We start from the raw sequence: 22,075 nt of genomic DNA, 5'->3' as shown, positions 1-22,075 counted from the left end.
TCTTCAAACCGGCACCGCAAGGAGTCTGCATGCTGACGTCATCATCATGGTCCGCCATGCTGCTTGCCCTTACGCTGGTCATGACACCAGCGGGCGCGGCAGCCAGCAGCACGTACACCGTGCAGCAGGGAGACAGTCTCTCTTCCATCTCTGCACAACTGCTCGGCAGTGCCGATCGCTGGCGTGAGATATGGGCGCTCAACCCTCAGATTCGCTCTCCAGAACAGCTTCAGCCCGGTGCTCGCCTGCGCCTGCCAACGGCCACGGAAAACGCCTTACAGACCGAACATCACGCCACGACACTACTGGATCAATCCCAAAACTCGGGTTCGCTTGACCCCATCGTTGTAATGGCAGAAGACCTTCTGCGCAGCGGGCATATCGATCGGATGCGTACCGATTATCGTCTGCTCGCCACAGGCGCCCCAGAGCTTCTGATCCGCATTCACAGTACCCGCGCTGAAGCCGATGGCGACTATGTATACATCCACGGGCTCGATCGAGTGTTCCCGGAAGGTACACTCTTTGGACTGTTCAGGCCCAGCATGGAGCCGATTAGCGAAACGACGGTGGAGCTGATCCGAACCGGCAAGGCCAGGCTGCTACTGCAGCAGGATGACAAGGCGCGCTTGCGCGTTACCGAAAACAGCCAGGAAGACCTGCATACCATGCTGGCCCTCCCTTTGGAGAGCCCCCCGACGGGCTTCAACATCGGCTACCCGGACGCGCCGATCAATGCTCACGTGATCAAGGCTCTCTATGAACAGTCCGGAGGCTACCTGCTGATACTCGACCAGGGCCTGGGCACAGGGCTAAAACCCGGCCACTTGCTGCGCTACAGCAAGCCCGACCTCGTTGCGTCGCAGGCAGAACCCGTCATAAAGGCGCGACAGGGAGGGGGCTGGATGCTGGTGATTGATACCAGCCATGAGATGAGTCTTGCCCTTGTTCTCCAGGCTCGGCAGATTCCGGCCGTGGGCGACAGAGCGCACTAAGAGCACCCGCTCAGTCAGCCGTTGTGATCAGACGGGGCTCCCCCCGAACGAAGCGTGCACATGGCAGTGAACGCTGCAGACGATGACCACGCACTAATCGCAGATGCCCTGTTTCTCCTTCGAAATACCCCGAAGCGCCCGCGCGCATCTGTGGCAAGGCACGATAGACCGACCCTGCATCCAGCCCCAGTGCAAAAAAGCTGCTGGAGGGTGAACGTCCCGGGCGCTGACGCAATCGCCAAGGCATGTCACAAAATACGATGCCTTCCAGGTCACGATCCTGGATAGCGTCAACCTTGCCAGTAAACAGATGTGAACCGGCATACACCGGCAATGCATCTGCCCTGTGATAATTGAGAATCGGCTTGACCAATCGCGCCTCGTCAGGCCGAGCGATCAACAGCACGGCATCGATGTCTCGACGATGCCGTGCCTCCTGTTTGGGCGCTTCCGGCAGCAATTGCGCCAGTTGCTGCGCGCGCTCACGACTGGCGTTCACGCCCAGCACTTGACCCAGTTGCCAGCTCAACCGCTCAGGTGTCGCTTCATAGCGCAAGCGATCCTGAATGACCAGTTCCTGAGATACACTCAGTTGCTCGATCCAGGCCAACAGGGGCTCCACCCAGGCTTCATCCGCTGGCGCCAGCAGCAACACACGACGGTGACCATCCTGCCGAATCTGCTTGATCAGCTGGCGCAGCTCCTGGTCGGATGCCAAATCAAGTTGATAGCCGTTAAATTCTTCCCCTCCCGCCCGATTCAGAGCCAGCACGGGGACTGACTGCATACGGGTGAGCTGCTGTGTCAGCTCAGGTCGCAACGGACCAACCAACAGGTCTGGAGCCCCCTCTTCCGCCAGCTGGCTCAAGAATTCTGGCAATTCTTCCACAGCCCCAGTGTCGTGGATCTGCAACTGAGGCACCGCATAGCCCTGACGCCGGTCCCATTCCAGTGCAGCACGCATGCCGGCCAACACTTCTCGACCCTGCTCTGCAAACTGACCACTGAGTGGCAACAGCACCCCAAGACGCTCGACACGATCAGGTACTGAAGCCCGTGGAACTGCCTGTTTCAGGTAAGGCAGCCAGACCTTCGCCGGGTGGTGAAACCAGCGCGCCTGCCACTGATCCAGCCGGCTGTCTTGCTGACTTGTGGTCACCAGCCGATAGTCTCGGGCCAATTCAAACCATCCCTGCTCGAAGTAATTGTTGCTGTCCTGACGGCTCAGTTCGATCAGCTGTGCGATGGGCAATTCCTGCAGTGCACGCCAGACTGGTTCAAGGGATGATGCCGAGGGATGCACGCCTGCTGCGTTGATCAACTGCCTTAGCCTGTCGGTTTTGACACCATCCTCGGCCGTGGTGCTCAGAGGAAACAGCAGCGCCCCCCAAAACAGCAATATCAACATCCTCTTCATCTGACTTATCCATCCTGACCTGCAGCCTGTAATATGGTGTTTTTCCTCGCTACAATCCAGAGACACTCACCCAGCCAGTCGGGATTCGACTTCATGAAACAGCTAGCCGCCGCTCTGCTCCACCTTCTGACATTGACCCTGTTGCTGCTGCCAAGCCAGGCGTCGGCGGTGTCGATTGAAGCCACCGGTCAGGCTCCTTACGTTGAAGAAGACCCGGGACTGTCACGCCAGCAGGCACTGCAGCGTGCCATGGAGCAAGCCTCGATTCGTGCCTCCGCCTGGCTGAGCGGTACACGCCAGGCCCGCGACGGAGTCCTGGAAATTGATACCCTGCGTCTGAGCACACTGGGCAAGGTCAGTAACGTGCGCGTGATTGATGAGCAGGTCAGGGATGATCAGATCAGCGTTACCATTATCGCGGATGTGGATATCGCGCAGGGCTGCAAGGACAGCCTGCCGCAAACGGCTTATCGAAAATCCCTGGCGATCACACATTTCCCGCTGGAGAACCCTGCCGATGCCAATAACGGCCAGTTGCACGAAATTCAGCAGGGGCTGGCGACACTGCTGGCCTACGAGCTGCAGCGCAGCAGTACCTTTGAAGCACTGGATGCCGGCAACCTGAACATCATTGGCGACCCAACCCAGGCACCGGTTCGCCTGCTGCCCGAGGGCACCCTGACCACCATCCTGAACAACACGCCCCAGCACCAGGTGCAGTACCTGATTAGCGGCGTCATCCGCGGAATGGCGCCACACTATACTCCTGGCCCACGCGAGCCTAACGTACTGGTCGATCTGTACCGGCAGTTCGACAGGGAGCAGCGCTTCCATCAGCGTGATCTGGTACTCGACCTGTTCATCCATGATGCCTTCACCGGTGCTCTCAAACACCAACAGCGCTATCACATGACGGCCGACTGGAACGCGGACAGCCACGCCAAGGTTGGTTTTGGTACCCCGCAGTTCTGGCAGCAGCCGTTTGGCCAGCAGCTGCGCAGTGTCATCCGGGCGGTCAGCAACGATATTCAGCTACAACTGACCTGCGAGCCATTTACGGCGCGCATCACCCGCACCCGCGACAAGGAGGTATGGATCAGTGCAGGCAGCCTTGACGGCCTCAAACCGGGAGACCGACTCAGCGTCTACCGCCGCCTGACCCACTATGATGGCCAAATGCGCCCCGAGTACGAGCTCATCAATACCGAGCACAATCTCACCCTGACGCAAACTCAGCCCAGCTTCTCCAAAGGCACACTGGACGTCGATAGCGAAACCCTCAACATTCAGCAGGACGATATTGTAATTGCGCATTGACAGGCTTAGTCTTGAGCACTTTTAGCGAGTGCCACAGGAGCAAGTCACCATGCAGAGCGAACTCTTTACCGAACTGGAAAGCAAAATTGAGGGATTGATCGAAGAGGTCGAACTGCTGCGCTTGGAAGTCAGTGAGCTGCGCCAGGCCAAACAAGGCCTCGAAGAGGAACGTTCCCGGACCGAACAAAACCTGCAGCGTCTGCTGGGCAAGTTTGATCGCCTGAAGGAAAGCGAAAACATCTGAAGCACGGCCTGGCATAGAAAAACCAGAAGGGGCGTCCTGTGGACGCCCCTTTTTGCTTGCCGCCGGAAAGCTATTCTTCAATTCAACGCTGAGTACCGCGAATCTTGATTTCAACACGGCGATTCGCTGCCCGCCCTGCGGCCGAATCATTACTGGCAATCGGGTAGCGCTCGCCATAACCGCGAGCATCCAGGCGCAGGTTATCCACACCAACCGACGACAGATAACGAGCAACGCTGGTGGCACGGCGCTCCGACAGCTGCTGGTTATATTCGAAAGAACCCGTGGAGTCCGTAAAGCCCTCAACCGCAACCTGGGTACGGTCGAACTTGATCAGCACTTTGGCCACCGAATCCAGCACCGAGTAGAAAGAAGGTGCAACACGATCACTGTCGGTGGCGAAGGTAATATTCCCGGGCATGATCAGGCGGATGTCGTCACCAATACGCTCAACACGCACCCCTGTGCCTTCCAGCTCCTGGCGCAACAGCATTTCCTGACGATCCATGTAGTAACCGATGCCACCACCGACTGCACCTCCGATGACAGCCCCCGCCAGCGCGCCTTCGTTGCGATCACCCTTATCGGAAACAGCAGCACCGAGAACGGCCCCTGCCAGCGCTCCGATACCTGCGCCTTTGGTTGCGTTGGACGTTTTGGATTCCTGAGTGTAAGGATCCAGCGTCGTACAGCCACCCAGTACCAGCGCGCTCATGGCCGTTGCCAGCATCAGTTTTTTCATGATTCCTCCTGAATTCAGACATCCGGCCCCTGTTCAGGCACCGGCAAACGAGATCTATATAGACCAGAATAGCTGAATACTATATGAAAAACAGTTCCACCCCCGCCTATTAAAACCGTCCACAGCGCTGGCCAGTCTTGCACTCAGGCGATAAAATGCACTGTTATCTTTTTCTGTCACCCGCGTCACCATCCCGAGGAGTTTCTCTTGTCTCAACTGCCTGTCATTGTCGGTTTTGGTGGTATCAGCCCCGCTGGTCGTTCCTCTTTTCATCACGGCTATCGCCGTCTGATTCTCGATCAGCTGGATACGCGCAGTCGACAGGAAACCCTGACCGATCTTGCTACTCTGACAGGTCTGGCACGTTATGAAGACGGGCAATATCGACTGGGCGAGCAGATGCTGCCGGACCGCAATGCCCTCGCCGAAGCGGTGGAACAGCAGGTCCGCAACAGCACCCTGATCCGCCGCATCCATCCGGACTGGTTTGATGTCAATGCAGTGATGTTCAACCGACCGGCAACCGCCAAGAGTGGTGATGAGCCACTGCGCTTCCGTCTGCGCAACCGCCACCTGCCTCAGGTGATTCCGGATAACTGGACCCTCAACGATATCGGCGGTGGCCAAACCGAGATTACCATTGAAGGCAGCTGCGAGCTGATCTTCCCTGACAGCAAGACTTCGCTGGTTCAAAGCGCGGGCATGCTGCCCACCGGCTTCGAGCCGGGCAAGCTGTATCAGTCACGTAACCACCCCCGTGGCCTGCAGATGGCTGTTTACGCTGCATCAGATGCCCTCCGCTCTGTCGGCATCGATTACGACAGTATTCTCAACCGCCTGGCCCCGGACCAGATTGCCGTATTCGCCAGCAACTCCATCGGCCAGCTGGATGATCTGGGCTTTGGCGGTTTGACCAAGTTCCCGGCCCTGGGCAAGCGCACCACATCCAAGCAGATGCCACTGGGCTATGCCCAGATGCCGGCAGACTTCATCAATGCCTACCTGCTGGGTAATGTCGGTACCACTGGAGGCGCCTTGGGTGCCTGTGCCACCTTCCTGTACAACCTCAAGAGTGGCGTGGAAGCCATTCGCGGCGGCAGATGCAAACTGGTGCTGGTGGGGGGAAGCGATGCGCCGGTGACGCCGGAGATCATCGAAGGTTTCCGCGCCATGGGGGCGCTGGCCGAAGACAAACAACTGGCCGCGCTGGATAATCTGGCGGAACTGGCAGAAGAACACTACCGTCAGGCCTGCCGTCCTTTCGGTAACAACTGTGGTTTTACCATGGGTGAATCCAGCCAGTTCCTGGTCCTGATGAGCGATGATCTGGCACTGGAGCTGGGTGCCGATATTCATGGTGCCGTCGCCGACGTCTTTGTTCACGCTGACGGTCACAAGAAGTCGATCTCGGCCCCCGGCATCGGCAACTACATGACCCTGGGCAAGGCTGCTTCACTGATCGCCGAACTGCTGGGCGAGGAGTCCCTGCGCCAGCGCAGCTTCGTTCAGGCTCACGGCACCAGTACGCCTCAGAACCGTGTCACTGAATCCCATGTCATCAACGAAACCGCCAAGGCATTCAATATCCCGGCCTGGCCTGTCAGCGCAGTAAAGGCGTATCTGGGGCACTCTCAGGGCACCGCAGGTGGCGATCAGCTGTTTGCGTCTCTGGGCGTCTGGAAATACGGCATCATCCCGGGACTGACCACCACTCCTGAGATTGCCGACGATGTGCATGACTCCAACCTCAACCTGCCGCTGGAGCACCTGAACGTAGGCCCGCAGGGGATGGATTCTGTATTGATCAACGCCAAGGGCTTTGGCGGCAACAACGCCAGTGCTGCCATTCTGGCTCCTCATGTAGTCGAGCAGATGCTGACCAAACGCCATGGCGAACATGCCATGAGTGCCTGGCGTGAGCGCCGCGAACAGGTACGTGAGCAGGCAGAAACCTATAACCAGGCAGCGATCAACGGCGAAGCCCGTCCGATCTACCACTATGACTACCATGTGTTGACCGGTGAGGACCTGCACATCACGGCTGACGAGATCCGTTTGCCGGGGTATGCGAATGCAATCTCGCTGAAGGTCGACAACCCCTACAAGGATCTGTGCTGAACCTTAGGCTCGGCTCCCGTTGTCGCACCCGGCAGCAGGAGCCGATTTTCTGCTACACTCGCTCGCAATCCATAGATTGAAACAGGACGTTGCCATGAAGCGCTTGAGTCTGCTGGCCTCTGTGCTGGCTTTGGGAGGATGCGTCAACCTGTCCGGTGCGCTGAAGGAAGATCCCACCGCCGATCAGTTTTACACCCTGGATACCCGCTACTACCGTTTCTGCCGCGGCGAAACTTCAAGCTGCCAGGACCTTACCTCTATTGTCTCGGTTCGCGCCCAGCTGAAGCCGATCGAAGAAATTTACGGCCGCAAAATCCAGGGACCCAATTACCCAACGGATCTGGCCCGGATGATTCTCACCCCGCCGGATGGCAGCTACAGCAGCGAATCGGCTGGTACTGATGGTCGTTACTTCCGCGTGCCGATCAACCGCCACACCGATACCGTCTGGCATACCGTCGACAAAGCATACAACAGTATCTATCAGTAAGCCGGCAGGCGCAGCAGCTGCTGCGCTGTCACCGACGTCTTCCTGGCAACTTCTTCGATAGACAGCCCACGCAGTGCAGCAATCAGCGCCGCCACACCAGCCACTCGGGCAGGTTCGTTGGGCTTTCCCCGGTGTGACTCAAGCGGCATATCCGGCGCATCAGTCTCCAGCACCAGCCACTCCAGCGGCAATTCAGCTGCCAGACGGCGCAGCTTCTGTGCTCGCTCGTAGCTGATGGCCCCGCCAATTCCCAATTTGAACCCCAGCTTTGCATATTCCCGGGCCTGCTGCTCGCTGCCGGAGAAGGCATGTACGATCCCCGCCCGTGGCAACTGATAACGGCGCAACAGTTTGAGCACCTGATCGTGTGCCCTGACCACATGCAGCAGCACCGGCAGGTCATATTGTCGGGCCAGTTGCAGCTGCTGCTCGAACAGTGGCTGTTGCACCTCGGCCTCAATCTGTCCGGGACGAAAGTCCAGTCCTATTTCCCCGATTGCCACGACCTTATTCACTTCCAGTGCCTGTGCCAGAGTATTCAGGGCGGCATCGGTGTCATGTGGAAAGCAGGGGTGTAACCCAAGTGCAGGATGGAAACAGGGCGAAGAGGCACAGAGATCGATAACGCGCTGAAGGTTATCCACAGTCACCGAGGGTATAACAATATGATCTACCTCTGCGGCCAGCGCGCGCGTGACCACCGCCTCGCGGTCAGCGTCAAAATCAGAAAAATCGAGATGACAATGGGTATCGATCAGCATGCAAGGAGTATGGCACAGACCTGAACGGCCTGTGCCAGTGAGCGATCAGTGCTCGCGGGTGGCACGGAAGCGAATATCCGGCCAGCGTTCTTCGGTCAATGACAGGTTGACTCGCGTGGGTGCGAGATAGGTCAGCAGGCCGGCACCGTCTTCAGCAAGGTTGTCATAGCCCTTGCGGCGGAAGTCGTCGAGCATCTTATGGTCGTCGCACTCAACCCAACGCGCCGTCTGGACACTGATCGGCTCGTACAGACACTCCACCTTGTACTCATCCTTCAGGCGGAACACCACCACGTCAAACTGCAGCTGACCGACCGCACCCAGAATCAGGTCATTGTTTTTCAGCGGCTGGAACAACTGCACTGCCCCTTCTTCCGACAACTGCTGCAGGCCCTTCTGCAGCTGCTTCATTTTCAGCGGGTCAGTGGGACGTACACGGCGGAACATCTCCGGTGCGAAGTGCGGAATGCCTGTGAACTTCAGGCTTTCACCAGCCGTGAAGGTATCGCCAATCTGAATGGTGCCGTGGTTATGCAGTCCGATAATATCCCCGGACCAGGCTTCCTCCACGTTCTCGCGGTCACCCGCGATGAAAGTGACCGCATCCGCAATACGCACATCCTTGCCGATACGCACGTGTTTCATTTTCATGCCTCGGGTATAGCGGCCGGAGCAGATACGCATGAACGCGATACGGTCACGGTGTTTGGGATCCATGTTCGCCTGAATCTTGAACACGAAACCACTGAATGCATCTTCACCGGATTCGACTTCACGGGTTTCAGTCGGACGCGCGGGGGGAGCCGGAGCCCACTCGACGAAGTCATCAAGCATCTCCTTGACGCCGAAGTTACCCAGTGCGGTACCGAAGAACACCGGTGTCATCCTGCCTTCCAGGTAGGCCTGCTGATCCCATTCGTGACAGGCACCTTTTACCAGTTCGATCTCGTCTACGAAATCGTCATAATCGTCTTCCAGCAGAGCACGGGCCTCATCGGAGTCCAACCCCTGGATACGCTTGTCTTCGGGCAGTTTATGCCCCTGCCCCGGGGTGAACAGGTGAATGGTATCGGTGTAGAGGTTGTACACGCCCTTGAACCACTTGCCGGAGCCTATTGGCCAGTTGATCGGCGCTGCCTCAATCTTGAGAACCTCTTCGATCTCATCCAGCAGTTCGATCGGATCACGAATGTCCCGGTCCAGCTTGTTCACGAACGAGAAGATCGGCGTATCTCGCAGACGACAGACATCCATCAACTTGATGGTTCGCTCCTCGACCCCTTTGGCACCATCGACGACCATCAGAGCCGAGTCTACGGCGGTCAGGGTTCGGTAGGTATCTTCGGAGAAATCCTCGTGCCCGGGAGTATCCAACAGGTTGACTGTTCGGTCATTGTAGGGGAACTGCATCACGGAAGAGGTGATGGAGATACCACGCTCCTGCTCCATGCTCATCCAGTCAGAGGTAGCATGGCGATCGCTGCCACGTCCCTTGACAGTACCGGCGACCTGAATCAGCTGACCCAGCAGCAACAGCTTTTCAGTGATGGTGGTTTTACCGGCATCAGGGTGAGAAATGATGGCAAAGGTGCGACGTTTGGAAACTTCCTGGGCAATGGACATGAATTCGTGTCTTTTCGTCTGGACAGGGACAGGGCCTTGCGACCCGTATGTGCGGTTGATCATTGATTGGTCGTTATTCTCGCCGATCACACGGGCTTAAACAACGGCTTTGCCGAGAGTTGTCATGCCTGACAGCGGCTTTCTTCTGCCATACGAGCAGCGTGATCGGCAAAGGCCGGGATTTGTTCACTGCGCAATGAACGACTGAACAGCCAGCCCTGTACGGATGCCCGGTTCGCCACCATCACATGGGCAAGCTGCTCCCGCGTCTCGACACCCTCGATGATCACATCCAATTCCAGTGCTTCGGCAAATCCCAGAATACCACTGAACACCTTGCCACCCTTGTCAGAGTCCAGCGCCAGTACAAAGCTTCTGTCGATCTTGATCGCATCCACGGAAAATTGGCTCAGGTATCCCAGTGACGAGTAGCCTGTGCCGAAGTCGTCTATGTAGACCTGCACCCCGATACCGCGAATGCGATCTATATGATGTTTCACGATGGCTGGTTCAGCCGTCAAGGCTTGCTCTGTGATTTCGAGCGCAACCTGCCCCTGACAGGTACTCAGAAGCTCAATGACGTCATCCACCACTCGGGCATCACATAACCCTTCTGCGGACAAATTGATACTGACCTTGAACCGATAACCGGCGCGTGCCCATTCATTGGCTTGCCGGCAGGCTTCCCGAACGACCCAGATATCCATCGCCCTCATCATGCCACCCTGTTCCAGCTGGGGCATGAATCGGGAGGGCAGCAACAGCTGACCGGCGGAGTTCTCGGCACGTACCAGAGCCTCAACACCTGTCATGACACCCGTGTGAGGGTCCACCTGTGGCTGGTACTCCAGCAGAAACTCGTAGTCCCCCAATTCATCAAGCTTTTGCCTTAACTGCAGCTTGCTCTTACGCTCCCGCAAACCATCGGTCACGGTATCCCGAGCACCATGTTCGGCCTCTTCAACATGCCGAGCAAACAGGGTCTCAATCGAACGCGCGATAACAGCCTGCCCTTCAACAAAGCGGGTTTCCAGGCCGCTCACAAACGGTCGATAAAGCAGTATTCCCAGTGTCAGGTTGACCAGCTGCAACACCACTGCCCCCGGATCTCCACCGGTTGCCAGATACACATTCAGGAGCACGGGACTGTTGAAAGGAACATTAATGTAAGGCCCCTGTACCCATCCCAACTCTATCGCCGTCTGTCCCACCAGCACGTTCAGCACCGGCACCAGCACAAAAGGCAACAGCAGTCTCGGATTGAAGATGACCGGCAAACCGAAGAGCAGCAGCTCATTCACATTCATCAGCGCCAACGGCAGGCTCGCCATGGCCAATAGCACAAGATTCGGTACCCGTGTGCTGCACAAAATGGCCAGTGCCAACGAAAGGGTAGCCCCACTGCCGCCGATGAATACGAACGCCCCCAAGAAGGCACTGTTCATCGAATAGGCCAAACCCGAGCCACCGGCCATCACAGTAGCATAGTTCAGCTGCAGGGCCTGCTCCAGCCCCTCCAGCATGGGTAATAGCGCGTGGTAGCCGTGTACCCCGAAAAACCAGAGGATGGAATTCAGCAAACTATAGGTTACGCCAACCTGATAAGGCTCATTCGCGTAATCCATGAACAGGTAATAGTTGATCCAGTCCGGCGCAGGCAACACCAGAATCAGCGCGGTCATCGTCAGCAAGACCAGCGCTGCAACCAGAATACCCGGAATGATGAAATTCATGGTTTCACGCACCGTGCCACAGGTGCCTTCTATGCGGGCCAGATGGCACCAGGGCTTGGCATGCAGTACGGCCAGGGCACGTGTAGCCCAAATCGGGATCAGAATCGCACTGAGCAGAAAGACGATGCGCGCGGCGCCATTGTAATGTTCCATCAGCTGGGAGACGCAGGCCAGATAGGTCAAGTTGAGAAACATTACCGGCAACCTTGGCAGGTGTGCCTGAATGGCCACCATATAGGCTATGGATGCAGTCACCAGGTAGGGCGTAATTGCAGTAATGCGATCATATAACTGGTTCAGCACGGCCACCCGCTCTGCACTGACACCCAGCATTTCCAGGCAAACAGCCAGGACCAGCAGCGTAGCCGAAAGAATCAGACAGGGTACCACGCCCAGGAGGCCATCTCGAATGGCTCTGAGGGAAGGTTTCGCCGCCAGTGCTTCAACCTTGCGATCCATCGCCCTCACGACCGACAACAAGTGATCAACCAGGACTGACATGCGTCAACCTCTCTATGACCAGAAGACTGACAGCAGTATAGCAGCTGGCAATCCCGCGCTGCTCCGGGCAGAAGCCGAATCTGCTGATCGAAATCGGCTACCGCCACAGGGCCGATATCGGCGTATCGGCATCAAAGCGATCCGCTACCTGCGCCAGCAGTAGCTCACCCGATGCGATCGCATCGGTCAGCGCATGATGGGGGCGATAGTATGGCAGATGATAACGCTCGCGGCTTTGGGCCAGTCGAATCGAAACCGGCCGACGCCCCAGCAGACGCGCCCAGAACCCCAGTGGACGCCGACGCCAGAGTCGCGCCTCCAGTTCCATGGTGTCAATCACCGGAAATTCGATGCCTTCTGTGATCCGGGCTTTGAGCGCGGCATTGAGAAAGGCTCTCTCGATACCCCGATGATGCACCACAACGACCTTGCCTTGCAGCTGCAACAACAGCTCATCAAGGATCAGGGACAGATCGGGGGCGGCCTCTATCTCGGAGTGAGTGATGCCATGTACGACGACTGACTCACTGCTCAATACCGCCCTTGGTTTGAGCACCCAGTGACATGCCTGTGAACAGTAAATGCGATGAATGGTCATCGGCACCAGACCAATACTGACGATCCCGCCATTGCGCGGGTCCAGGCTGGTGGTTTCAAAGTCCATCGCCACCAGCGGCACCTGCTCCAGTGGCGTATCGGGAGCCACCATCCCGGCCGCATAGTAACTCTTCAGCGCCGGGTATCGGGCAGACATTGCCAGTTCACGGAAACGCTCCGACCAGTCGCTGACAGCAGTATCCTGCTCCTCAAGGGAAGGCTCACTCTGCAGCTTGCTGCGTTCAAGGTAGAACATCAGCTACTCCGCCCCGGCTGATAGCGGTACTTGAGAAACTTCTGCGCATTGGACAGGATTTGAAACGCATCCTTCAGGTTCTTGCGTTCAAAATCGGACAGGTTTTCAGGCTCGATATTGTTGTCAGGCTCATTGCCTGCCTCCAGGTCCAGCGCCTGATGCCGGATTCGTACCATGGCGATCAACTCCAGTGCATCCCGCAGGTCTGCTCCCCGTCCTCGAGGCAGGATATCAGCCTCGATAATCTCCTTGAGTCGATCGAAGGTGTTGCACTCGCGAGACCCGATCGCCAGTGCGTGTACCCGCACCAGATCAGCCAGCGGCGCCGTGCCACGGCGCTTCATATTGATCGAGTTGCTGTGACGACCATCGGTTTCCATCACGAAATCCTTGAAGAACCCCAACGGTGGTGTTCGTTGCAACGCATTACGCGCCATGCAGGCCAGAAAGCGCGGGTTGCGCTGCGCCTTGCGCCGAATCAGGTCATTGAGCATGTTGGCCCAGCGCGTTTCCCCCCAGACCCCTTCCAGATCGAAAAAAATGGAGCTATTGAGCAGAAACTCGGGCGTGGGCTTTTCGATCCAGTCGCTGAAATACTGCTCCCAGACCCTGAGCGGCTGACGCCATTTGGGGTTGGTGGCCATGATGCCGCCCGCACAGAAGGTATACCCGCAGGCATCCAGCCCCGTGCACACGAAGTCGGCCAATGCCTTGAAATAGCCGTCATGCAGAGCAGGCTCAAAACGGTTATCCAGGATCATGGCATTGTCCTGGTCGGTGACGATCAACTGCTCTTCCCGCGCCATGGAGCCCAGTGCCAGAAAACAGTACGGGACCGGTGGCGGCCCCAGTTTCTCTTCCGCAAGCTCCAACAAACGCTGCTTGAAGCTGCGTCCGATAACCGACATGGCAGTGCCGATCATTTGAGAGTTGGCATCCTCGTTTACCATGCGACTGAAGCAGGCACTGACATCACTGCGCAGGGCGACAAGCTCCTCAACGCTCTGCGCACGGAAGATGCTGCTGACCACGAACAGGCTATTCTGGGACTCATAGCGGATGATATCGGAGATCGCCACCACGCCCAGCGGCTGCTGCCGTTTGACTACCGGCAAATGATGCACGTTGTGCCTGAGCATCAGCAGCATCGCCTCGAAGACGAATTGGTTGTGCTCAACGGCGATGAGTTCGGCTGTCATGATCTCGGTGACCGGCGTATCAAAGCTCAGCCCCGGGGTAATCAGGCGATTACGCAGGTCCCGATCCGTGATGATCCCCACAACCTGCGGCTCTGCCACACGATCATCCAGCACTAGCACCGAAGACACGCCTTCCTCGCTCATCCTGATGGCGGCATCTCGTGCTGTGGCTTCCATCGACAAGGTCACTGCCGGACGTTTGACCAGCGTTTCGATTTTCGCCGTCATCAACTCATTGGCGTCTTCTCGTCGCCGCGCAACAGCCTGACGCAGGCGCGTACGGTCCTCGACTTCGACGATATCGGCAAAGGCTTCGTTATTGTCGAACAGTTCGTTGAATACCGCCTCAGGGATCAAATAGACGAGCGTATCTTCCAGTGCCTTGATCGGAAAGCGGACCCGCCCGTTGCGCAACAGACCAAACTCACCAAAGAAACCACCTTCGCTGAGTCGGTTGTACAGGTCACCATTTCGACGATAGATCTCCACAGCACCGCTGCGAATCACGTACCATTCGTGAATTTCCTCGCCAAACTCCAGAATTTGGCTGCCCGCCTTGAAATAGGCGATCTCTACCTGAGTCGCAACCTGAGCCAGCTGCTCTTCGGACAGTTCGCTGAACGGCTGATGCCGCCCGAGAAAGTCGGCGATCTCTACATGTTCCGCATGCATCTCAGCGCTCTCATCAGTTTCATAACGAAAACAGGCGGAGCCCGCGATACGCTGACCCCGCCTGACAGATCACAGCAAGCTTCAGATCCGGGGCTCGGATGCCAGCCCCTTGACCATTGAGAAAGCCGCCATCAGCAGCACCAGTGTAAACGGCAAGCCGGTCGACACAGCCATTGCCTGCAAGGCAGCCAGACCGCCCCCCAGAATAAGGGCGATTGCAACCAGTCCCTCAAAGGTGCACCAGAAAACGCGTTGTGGTGTCGGTGCATCCACCTTGCCACCCGCTGCGATCACGTCGATGACCAGCGAACCGGAATCGGAGGAGGTGACGAAGAAGACCACCACCAGCACGATGGCAATAAAGGAGGTGATTTCAGCCAGCGGCAGTACATCCAGCATCGTGAACAATTGCAGCGGCAAAGCGGCGTCCTTGATCGCGGTATAGCCCTCGGCAAAGTACAGATTGACGGCGGTTCCCCCGAACACGGTCATCCAGAGCACACAGGCCGTAGAGGGCACCAACAGTACGGCAATGATAAATTCGCGGACACTGCGGCCTCGTGAGACTCGGGCAATGAACATGCCCACGAACGGGCTCCAGGAGATCCACCAGGCCCAATAGAAGGCGGTCCAGCCGGATGCAAAATTGGCATCCTCACGACCAACAGGATTGGCCAGCTCCGGCAGGTAGCGCAGGTAGGACACCAGGTTGTCGAAAAATCCGGTCAGCAGCAGGACTGTTGGACCAACAAGAACCACAAATACCAGCAACAACACCGCCAGCATCATGTTGATTTCGGACAGCCGCTTCACCCCGGCATCCAGACCGGCCAGCACAGATACCAGTGCAATACCGGTAATGCCGATCACCAGCAGAATCTGAGTGGTGTCACCCAGCGGAATACCAAACAGGTAGTTAAGCCCTGATGTCGCCTGGGACGCACCATAGCCCAGAGAAGTAGCGAGACCAAAGAGGGTCGCCAGTACCGCGAGAATATCGATGATATGACCCGGCCAGCCCCAGACACGCTCCCCCAGAAGCGGGTAAAAGACCGAGCGAATGGTCAGCGGCAAGCCTTTGTTGAACGAGAACAGTGCCAGCCCCAGTGCCATCACGGCATAAATCGCCCAGGGATGCAGAGCCCAGTGGTAAATGGTCGCCGCCATGCCCAGTTGAAGGGCCGCCTCCTCATCACCGACAGCAGCTCCCAATGGAGCCCAGTCGCTACGTACACCGTTTTCCAGACTGGTGCCACCGAATGAACTGAGCGTATGTGAAAGCGGCTCGGAAACACCAAAGAACATCAGGCCGATCCCCATTCCGGCCGCAAACAGCATCGAGAACCAGCCCAGATAGCTGTAGTCCGGTTGCGCCTCGGTACCGCCCAGACGCACTCTGCCCAGGGGCGTAAAAATAAGCACGATGCACAACACCACGAAAATGTTGGCCGCACTGATAAAGAACCAGTCAAGGCTGGTTGTCAGCCAGTTGCGCAAGTCCGTGAACAGGGGTTCGACCTGATTCTGGAATGCCAGCGTCAGGAATACGAAGGCGACAACGGCAAAGCCGGAGATTGCAAAGACACGGTTGTGAATATCGAGCCCGAACGGGCCTACGTTGACAACAATGTTATCCTGACCGATCTGGTAGTCTGTATCGATAGGATTGACATCACCATCGGGGATCATAGGATCTCTATTGTCAGCCATTATGGACTGTCTCCCTCAGGTTATAAAACAACAGGTTGCAGCCGGACTCCGCATGTACGCGCGCGCCGGCACTTCCTTTATTAGTATGTTTGATACTTTAGTCGTTAATCAAGTTGCATATATGCGACAATCCTCATGCGACACTTGGTCGCAGCATCCGGTCTGAAGTACAGGGGTATACTGATCCCCCGACACATTGATGGAGATTTTCCCTGAACGGTTATCACGCTTCGCTGCTGCAACTGAGCTATATTCGCACCCTGGTGCTGCTCATACAGAGCGGTGCGCTGACGTTCGCCCTCTTCGTCCTGCACCTGAATCTGGATGCCTGGCTGTTGGGCTCAGTGCTGGCAGCGCTGCTGGTGCTGAACCTGATGACCTTCACCCGACTGCATTCACCCTTGCCGGTGACAGACTGGGAACTGTTCAGCCAGGTCTGTGCCGATGTTGTGCTCTATGGCTGCCTCCTCTACCAGTCGGGAGGCGCGACCAACCCGTTCATCTTCATCCTGCTGATACCTCTGCTGATCACCGCGGCAACCCTGCCCAAGGGCTTTACCCTGCTGATGGCACTGATGGTGGTGACCCTGTACAGCATCCTGCTGCGGCACTTCCAGCCGCTGATTGAACCCGGCGATAGCCACCAGCACATCTTGCTCAATCTGTTTGACCTGCACATTACCGGCATGTGGATAAACTTCCTGTTTACCGTGCTGTTGGTCATCTGGTTCATCAACCGGATGCAATTGTCTTTGGACAGGCAACGTCAGGTCTTGCAGCAGGAGCGGGAAAAGCAGATTCAGGATCAGCAGCTGCTTTCCCTGGCCACCATGGCCGCCGGCACGGCACATGAGCTGGGTACACCACTGGCCACCATGAAAGTCACGCTGAAGGAGATGGCACTGGACCACCCTGACTCACCTCAGCTGCAGGAGGATATCGCTCTGTTGCAGGAACAGGTTGAGCAGTGCAGCCAACGCCTGCGCCAACTGGCACATAAGGTTCGGGATGAGCAGGTCAGCGGTCCTGCGGTTCCGCTCAAGACGCTGCTGGACGGCGTCATAGAGGAGTGGGGACTGATGCGTCCCGAAGTCGGCTACAGGCTTGACGTCAGCATCAGCGAAGAATCCCTCGTTCAGGACTCAACCACCCTGCGCCAGGCATTGCTGAACCTGCTCAACAACGCGGCCGATGCCTGTCCTGACGAGATTGAAATCCAGCTGAGCGACACCGATTCCGGACAGGCGGCTCTGCTGAAAATCCGTGACCACGGCCCTGGCCTGCCACTGGAGCAGGCTGACCAGCTGGGGAAACCCTTCGTCACGACCAAGGGACGCGGGCTGGGCATCGGCCTGTTTCTGACCACTTCCACCCTGGCCCGACACCAGGGTGAAGTGCGCCTGTATAACCATCCTGAAGGCGGAACACTGACTGAAGTCTGCCTGCCTCTGCTTCCACCTCGACAAAAGGACAATGTGGATGCCTGAACATTTTCTGATTGTGGATGATGACCCGACCTTTACCCGGGTACTGGCCCGAGCAATGACACGACGGGGTTTCGAGGTTGCTGTGGCACGCAACGTCCCTGATGCAATCAGTCAGGCACGCGAGCAGCTTCCAACTTATGCTACCGTTGACCTGAAGATGGACGGCCCTTCAGGGCTGGCACTGATTCCAGAGCTGCGGGCGTTGAATCCCGAGATGAAGATTCTGGTTTTGACCGGTTATGCCAGCATTGCCACAACAGTCGACGCCATCAAGTCCGGCGCTGACAACTATTTGCCAAAACCCGCCGATGCCGACCAGATTCTGCGTGCACTGGCGTTTGATACCGACACGGTGGCGTTACCGGCAGAAATTCCCGATACCCCCATGTCCGTCAACCGACTGGAGTGGGAACATATCCAGAAGGTGCCGCAGGAGCACGATGGGAACATCTCTGCAACTGCACGCGCATTAGGCATGCATCGTCGCACTCTACAACGCAAGCTTGCCAAGCACCCGGTAAGGCGCTGATACCCGTCTCGGTGAAGCTTCACTGCTCATCAATATAATGGCGCGCGTCGAAAGTACGAATCCAGTCGGGATGAAACACCATCATCGCGGTCATGATGATGCCGTTGAGCAACCCTTCCGGGAACATGATCAGCGGCAAAAAGCGCACATACTCCAGGTAGATCTTGCCCCAGGCATAGACACCATCCACCCAAAGCAGTAATGCCATCACCATGCCGGCCACCGCCGTTGCCGCCCCGGCACCAAAGAAGGCACATAGAAACAGGTAAACAAAGAAGTTTCTTGGCAGACGCGCTTCAACCAGTCGCAACACCCCCATACTGGCCAAGGCAGGCACAATAACCGAACAAAGCACGTTGACGCTGAAGGTATCCCAGCTTTCCTGCCCAATGAGAGTCATGCCCAACATGGCCAGCGTGCCTGACAGGATTGCCAGGTCCCAGCCAAACATCAGCGTCAACGTCGTCATGCCCAGAAAGTGAATACCCAGCCCGGGAGAAATACCGGCACGCATGGTCCACATCAGCATCAGCGCAACCGTGGCGCCAAACAGCAGGTGCTGCAACCGCCGTTCCTGCGCCAGCACACCCCAGGGTGCACACCGTACGGCCAGCAACAGAGTGAATACCGAAAACAGAGCGGCAGCCCAGAGCCAGCCCCCGCTGATCAGCCCCTGTGTCAGACTCATAGCGCTACCCGTTCAGTTCAGACCAGAATTCAGAGTGTGCGACTGAAGATAAGTGCATCCTCTCGACCATCCGCCAGTGGATAGTAGTCCTTGCGCCTGCCGCTCTGCTGCCAGCCGGCACGGCGATAAAGCTGTTGTGCCGGCTGATTGGACAGCCTGACCTCCAGAAACAGCTGGGCAGTTCCCGACTCTCTGAGAGCCGTTTCGGCATGGCTCAGCAGTCTTGCTCCAAGCCCCCGCTGCCGGGCATCAGGGGCAATGGCGATACGCAGCAACTCGGCTTCATCCAGCACGCGACTGAACAGGCAGTAGCCAAGCAGTCGGTCATCTTGCCATGCCACCGAGGCAAAGGCTCCCTGTCCCGAGACGGCCTTGTGCCACCAACCAGATGCAAACGCGTCACCCTCGAAGCACAGAAGATCCAGCTGTTGTACCGCAGCCAGATCGTTATCGGTCAAAGGACGCAGCTCAGTCATGATCCTGCTTCAGGTCACGACGGAAGGGTTGCAGGTCACACCACACCTCTGCCTTACGCTCAGGCAGACGCAACAGTTCACTGAGGCTCAAGGTCACCAGCGCCTGGCGCCCTTCGCCCAATTCCAACACCCGGCCCTGCATATCATCAAAATGGCCTTCCTGCTCGACCACCCAATGGCTGGCAGCCTCACCCAGCAGCAATACCTGCCGGATTTCAGGCTTGAACGCCAGTGTGTTGTGCAGTTTTCGACTGACCGCCTTGCGCGCCTCATCCGGTCCCTGATTCAACGTTTTACCGGCCAGCATCGGCCAGGGCAGCATGAACGGAGCCGAGAGCTCTTCAGTCGCCTTGATTCCCAGTGCATTGGTGATGCCCTGTAGCAGTTGACGGTGCTGACGGCTGAAGCCTTCCGGCTGGTGGGGCGGCAACGAATCGATGATCAACAAATCTTCCCGTACCAGCCAGGCCAGCTTGAATCGGGGGGCCGGTTCAGGCTTGGCGGCACGAACTGGAGTGGCTCGCTGCAGCTCAGACACCTGAGCCTCACTGGTGGAAGGAGCCAGAGAAGACGACTCCGGGCGACGTTCGCTCGGACGACGAGGCTCATCCAGCAGGGCACTCGTATCGATCCTCGGCCCCGACGCTTTGACCGCTCCGGCAACCGGCCGAGGCGGCTCTTCAACTGTCTCACCGCCCCAGGAATCGTCCTGCCAGGACGACGCATCGGACTCGGGATAACAAAACGTTTCGACCCACTCTGGCGAGGGGGCAGCACCCGACAGTGGCTGACGGGGCAACCAGCTGTCGATGCCGATTGCCTCCAGCCACTGGTGACGCTCCAGCTCATGAGCCTGCAAGGACATCAGCGCCCCTTATACCTGCGGGTGCGCTTTTTGAATGTTGGCATCCAGCATGTTCAATGCATGAATGTAAGCCTTGGCAGAGGCGATGATGATATCGGTATCCGCGCCCAGACCATTGACGATACGGCCCGCCTTTTCCAGACGCACGGTCACCTCGCCCTGAGAATCGGTACCGCTGGTGATGGCGTTGACCGAGTACAGCTGCAGGTTGGCGCCCGAGTTGGCCACCTGTTCCAGCGCCTTGAACGCCGCATCCACGGGACCACTGCCGGATGACTCTACTGAGTGCTCTTCACCATCGACCGATACCACCAGGCTGGCGACCGGCGTTTCACCGGTCTGAGAGGTCACATTGAGGCTGCTCAACTTGTACTTCTCATGACCGGCAGAGGCACGTGCATCGCTGACCAGTGCCACCAGGTCGTCATCAAAGATTTCACTCTTCTTGTCGGCGAGTTCCTTGAAGCGGGAGAAGGCTGCATTGAGTTCAGCATCAGATGCAAAGGTGGTACCCAGCTCTTCCATACGGGTACGGAAGGCATTACGGCCAGAAAGCTTGCCCAGCACCATACGGTTGGTGTTCCAGCCCACATCTTCCGCGGTCATGATTTCATAGGTTTCGCGATGCTTGAGCACACCGTCCTGATGGATGCCGGACTCGTGAGCGAAGGCGTTGGCACCAACGATCGCCTTGTTCGGCTGAACCGGAAAACCGGTCACGCTTGAGACCAGACGGGATGCAGGCACGATTTGAGTCGTATCGATGCGGGTTTCCAGCCCCAGTACATCCTTGCGGGTACGCAGCGCCATCACGATCTCTTCCAGTGACGCGTTGCCGGCACGTTCACCCAGGCCATTGATAGTACACTCGACCTGGCGGGCACCGGCACTCACCGCCGCCAGAGAGTTGGCGACAGCCAGACCCAAATCGTTGTGACAGTGCACGGAGAAGATCGCCTTGTCCGCGTTGGGAATACGCTGGATCAACTGAGCAATGGTATTGCCGTACTCCTGGGGCACTGCATAGCCCACTGTATCCGGAATATTGATGGTGCGGGCACCGGCATCAATCACCTGCTCGATGATACGGCACATGAAGTCCAGCTCCGAGCGGCTGGCATCCTCCAGTGAGAACTCCACATCATCGATCAGGTTACGGGCACGTTTCACCGCACGCACCGCGTTTTCAACCACCTGATCCGGCTCCATCTGCAGCTTGTACTGCATGTGGATCGGTGAGGTCGCAATAAAGGTATGAATACGACCGGAATTGGCGCCGCGCAGGGCTTCACCGGCACGGTCGATATCCGCATCCAGGGCACGAGACAGGGAACAGACCGTGCTGTCCTTGATGGTATCGGCGATGGTTTTCACCGACTCGAAATCACCGGGGCTGGCGATGGCAAAACCCGCTTCGATCACATCCACACGCAGTTTTTCCAACTGCTTGGCGATGCGCAGCTTCTCGTCACGCGTCATCGACGCGCCCGGGCTCTGCTCGCCGTCACGCAAGGTGGTATCGAAAATAATCACGCGGTCATCATTGCAGCTCATGCTCACTACTCCCGTCGGGCCCGAACAACTCCTGTCCGGGTGTGGATACGTCTGCCTTGAGATCACAGGTGGAAGGCAGCTGAAGATAGGCTTATTGTATC

At 57.5% G+C, this 22,075-nt stretch carries 19 protein-coding genes; 7 read left to right on the top strand and 12 right to left on the bottom strand.

The window, feature by feature from the left end:
- The first annotated feature begins 29 nt into the window (after window positions 1-29).
- Entirely contained in the window at window positions 30-995 is a 966-nt protein-coding gene (locus LN244_RS02335) for a LysM peptidoglycan-binding domain-containing protein (RefSeq protein WP_239041261.1), read from the top strand.
- A gap of 10 nt (window positions 996-1,005) precedes the next feature.
- On the opposite strand, the gene LN244_RS02330 is transcribed toward LN244_RS02335, so the two are convergent.
- The gene (locus LN244_RS02330) at window positions 1,006-2,412 is read right to left on the bottom strand and encodes a penicillin-binding protein activator (protein ID WP_239041260.1); all 1,407 of its coding nucleotides are present in this window, start codon (window positions 2,410-2,412) and stop codon (window positions 1,006-1,008) included.
- A 93-nt stretch (window positions 2,413-2,505) separates the two neighbouring features.
- Here LN244_RS02330 and LN244_RS02325 point away from each other — a divergent pair, with 93 nt between their 5' ends.
- A complete protein-coding gene (locus LN244_RS02325; protein ID WP_239041259.1) occupies window positions 2,506-3,729 on the top strand; it encodes a flagellar assembly protein T N-terminal domain-containing protein in 1,224 nt (407 codons plus the stop codon).
- 49 nt (window positions 3,730-3,778) lie between these two features.
- Window positions 3,779-3,973, top strand: a complete 195-nt coding sequence (gene zapB / locus LN244_RS02320) for a cell division protein ZapB (RefSeq protein WP_239041258.1) — start codon at window positions 3,779-3,781, stop codon at window positions 3,971-3,973.
- A gap of 82 nt (window positions 3,974-4,055) precedes the next feature.
- On the opposite strand, the gene LN244_RS02315 is transcribed toward zapB, so the two are convergent.
- Entirely contained in the window at window positions 4,056-4,715 is a 660-nt protein-coding gene (locus LN244_RS02315; RefSeq protein ID WP_239041257.1) for an OmpA family protein, read from the bottom strand.
- Window positions 4,716-4,922: 207 nt separating this feature from the next.
- Between LN244_RS02315 and LN244_RS02310 the strand changes: the two genes are divergently transcribed.
- Both LN244_RS02310 and LN244_RS02305 read left to right on the top strand, forming a co-directional pair.
- Window positions 4,923-6,833 carry a beta-ketoacyl synthase gene (locus LN244_RS02310; protein WP_239041256.1) on the top strand — a complete coding sequence of 637 codons (1,911 nt, stop codon included), beginning with the start codon at window positions 4,923-4,925 and terminating at the stop codon, window positions 6,831-6,833.
- A 94-nt stretch (window positions 6,834-6,927) separates the two neighbouring features.
- Complete coding sequence (locus LN244_RS02305; RefSeq protein ID WP_239041255.1) at window positions 6,928-7,323, top strand: hypothetical protein; 396 nt, start codon at window positions 6,928-6,930, stop codon at window positions 7,321-7,323.
- Here the strand turns inward: LN244_RS02305 and LN244_RS02300 are convergent.
- From LN244_RS02300 to LN244_RS02275, 6 genes are all read right to left on the bottom strand, one after another.
- Window positions 7,317-8,084 (bottom strand): TatD family hydrolase, encoded by a 768-nt coding sequence (locus LN244_RS02300; protein ID WP_239041254.1) that lies wholly within the window; start codon window positions 8,082-8,084, stop codon window positions 7,317-7,319. The genes LN244_RS02305 and LN244_RS02300 overlap by 7 nt on opposite strands.
- Window positions 8,085-8,129: 45 nt before the next feature.
- A complete protein-coding gene (locus LN244_RS02295; protein WP_239041253.1) occupies window positions 8,130-9,707 on the bottom strand; it encodes a peptide chain release factor 3 in 1,578 nt (525 codons plus the stop codon).
- 122 nt (window positions 9,708-9,829) lie between these two features.
- Window positions 9,830-11,941, bottom strand: coding sequence for an EAL domain-containing protein (locus LN244_RS02290; RefSeq protein WP_239041252.1), 2,112 nt, complete (start codon window positions 11,939-11,941; stop codon window positions 9,830-9,832).
- A 97-nt stretch (window positions 11,942-12,038) separates the two neighbouring features.
- On the bottom strand, window positions 12,039-12,794 hold the full coding sequence (locus tag LN244_RS02285) for a 3'-5' exonuclease (protein WP_239041251.1): 756 nt from the start codon (window positions 12,792-12,794) through the stop codon (window positions 12,039-12,041).
- Window positions 12,794-14,665, bottom strand: a complete 1,872-nt coding sequence (locus LN244_RS02280; protein ID WP_239041250.1) for a DUF294 nucleotidyltransferase-like domain-containing protein — start codon at window positions 14,663-14,665, stop codon at window positions 12,794-12,796. Before LN244_RS02280 ends, LN244_RS02285 begins: the two co-directional genes overlap by 1 nt.
- Window positions 14,666-14,746: 81 nt before the next feature.
- Window positions 14,747-16,375: a BCCT family transporter gene (locus tag LN244_RS02275; protein ID WP_239041249.1), complete on the bottom strand. Its 1,629-nt coding sequence runs from the start codon at window positions 16,373-16,375 to the stop codon at window positions 14,747-14,749.
- A gap of 263 nt (window positions 16,376-16,638) precedes the next feature.
- On the opposite strand from LN244_RS02275, the gene LN244_RS02270 reads away from it, so the two are divergent.
- Both LN244_RS02270 and LN244_RS02265 read left to right on the top strand, forming a co-directional pair.
- On the top strand, window positions 16,639-17,862 hold the full coding sequence (locus LN244_RS02270; protein ID WP_239041248.1) for an ATP-binding protein: 1,224 nt from the start codon (window positions 16,639-16,641) through the stop codon (window positions 17,860-17,862).
- The gene (locus LN244_RS02265; RefSeq protein WP_239041247.1) at window positions 17,855-18,391 is read left to right on the top strand and encodes a response regulator transcription factor; all 537 of its coding nucleotides are present in this window, start codon (window positions 17,855-17,857) and stop codon (window positions 18,389-18,391) included. Before LN244_RS02270 ends, LN244_RS02265 begins: the two co-directional genes overlap by 8 nt.
- A 19-nt stretch (window positions 18,392-18,410) precedes the next feature.
- Here LN244_RS02265 and LN244_RS02260 read toward each other — a convergent pair whose 3' ends face one another.
- Genes LN244_RS02260 through LN244_RS02245 form a run of 4 tightly spaced genes read right to left on the bottom strand, consistent with a single transcriptional unit; the run spans window position 18,411 to window position 21,974 of the window.
- Window positions 18,411-19,079, bottom strand: coding sequence for an energy-coupling factor ABC transporter permease (locus tag LN244_RS02260; RefSeq protein WP_239041246.1), 669 nt, complete (start codon window positions 19,077-19,079; stop codon window positions 18,411-18,413).
- Between the two features lie 29 nt (window positions 19,080-19,108).
- A complete protein-coding gene (gene rimI / locus LN244_RS02255) occupies window positions 19,109-19,555 on the bottom strand; it encodes a ribosomal protein S18-alanine N-acetyltransferase (RefSeq protein WP_239041245.1) in 447 nt (148 codons plus the stop codon).
- Window positions 19,548-20,420 carry a uracil-DNA glycosylase family protein gene (locus LN244_RS02250; protein ID WP_239041244.1) on the bottom strand — a complete coding sequence of 291 codons (873 nt, stop codon included), beginning with the start codon at window positions 20,418-20,420 and terminating at the stop codon, window positions 19,548-19,550. Before LN244_RS02250 ends, rimI begins: the two co-directional genes overlap by 8 nt.
- A 9-nt stretch (window positions 20,421-20,429) precedes the next feature.
- Window positions 20,430-21,974: a 2-isopropylmalate synthase gene (locus LN244_RS02245; protein WP_239041243.1), complete on the bottom strand. Its 1,545-nt coding sequence runs from the start codon at window positions 21,972-21,974 to the stop codon at window positions 20,430-20,432.
- Window positions 21,975-22,075: the final 101 nt, after the last annotated feature.

The sequence above is a fragment of the Marinobacterium sediminicola genome, assembly GCF_022343685.1.
Taxonomy (GTDB): Bacteria; Pseudomonadota; Gammaproteobacteria; order Pseudomonadales; family Balneatricaceae; genus Marinobacterium; species Marinobacterium sediminicola.
This window is presented reverse-complemented; position numbering and strand designations above follow the sequence as displayed.

Bases quoted from the DNA above. Each gene is read 5' to 3' on its own strand.
- LN244_RS02335 (WP_239041261.1), top strand. From the start codon at position 30: ATGCTGACGTCATCATCATGGTCCGCCATGCTGCTTGCCCTTACGCTG.
- LN244_RS02330 (WP_239041260.1), bottom strand. From the start codon at position 2,412: ATGAAGAGGATGTTGATATTGCTGTTTTGGGGGGCGCTGCTGTTTCCT.
- LN244_RS02325 (WP_239041259.1), top strand. From the start codon at position 2,506: ATGAAACAGCTAGCCGCCGCTCTGCTCCACCTTCTGACATTGACCCTG.
- zapB (WP_239041258.1), top strand. From the start codon at position 3,779: ATGCAGAGCGAACTCTTTACCGAACTGGAAAGCAAAATTGAGGGATTG.
- LN244_RS02315 (WP_239041257.1), bottom strand. From the start codon at position 4,715: ATGAAAAAACTGATGCTGGCAACGGCCATGAGCGCGCTGGTACTGGGT.
- LN244_RS02305 (WP_239041255.1), top strand. From the start codon at position 6,928: ATGAAGCGCTTGAGTCTGCTGGCCTCTGTGCTGGCTTTGGGAGGATGC.
- LN244_RS02300 (WP_239041254.1), bottom strand. From the start codon at position 8,084: ATGCTGATCGATACCCATTGTCATCTCGATTTTTCTGATTTTGACGCT.
- LN244_RS02295 (WP_239041253.1), bottom strand. From the start codon at position 9,707: ATGTCCATTGCCCAGGAAGTTTCCAAACGTCGCACCTTTGCCATCATT.
- LN244_RS02290 (WP_239041252.1), bottom strand. From the start codon at position 11,941: ATGTCAGTCCTGGTTGATCACTTGTTGTCGGTCGTGAGGGCGATGGAT.
- LN244_RS02285 (WP_239041251.1), bottom strand. From the start codon at position 12,794: ATGTTCTACCTTGAACGCAGCAAGCTGCAGAGTGAGCCTTCCCTTGAG.
- LN244_RS02280 (WP_239041250.1), bottom strand. From the start codon at position 14,665: ATGCATGCGGAACATGTAGAGATCGCCGACTTTCTCGGGCGGCATCAG.
- LN244_RS02275 (WP_239041249.1), bottom strand. From the start codon at position 16,375: ATGGCTGACAATAGAGATCCTATGATCCCCGATGGTGATGTCAATCCT.
- LN244_RS02265 (WP_239041247.1), top strand. From the start codon at position 17,855: ATGCCTGAACATTTTCTGATTGTGGATGATGACCCGACCTTTACCCGG.
- LN244_RS02260 (WP_239041246.1), bottom strand. From the start codon at position 19,079: ATGAGTCTGACACAGGGGCTGATCAGCGGGGGCTGGCTCTGGGCTGCC.
- rimI (WP_239041245.1), bottom strand. From the start codon at position 19,555: ATGACTGAGCTGCGTCCTTTGACCGATAACGATCTGGCTGCGGTACAA.
- LN244_RS02250 (WP_239041244.1), bottom strand. From the start codon at position 20,420: ATGTCCTTGCAGGCTCATGAGCTGGAGCGTCACCAGTGGCTGGAGGCA.
- LN244_RS02245 (WP_239041243.1), bottom strand. From the start codon at position 21,974: ATGAGCTGCAATGATGACCGCGTGATTATTTTCGATACCACCTTGCGT.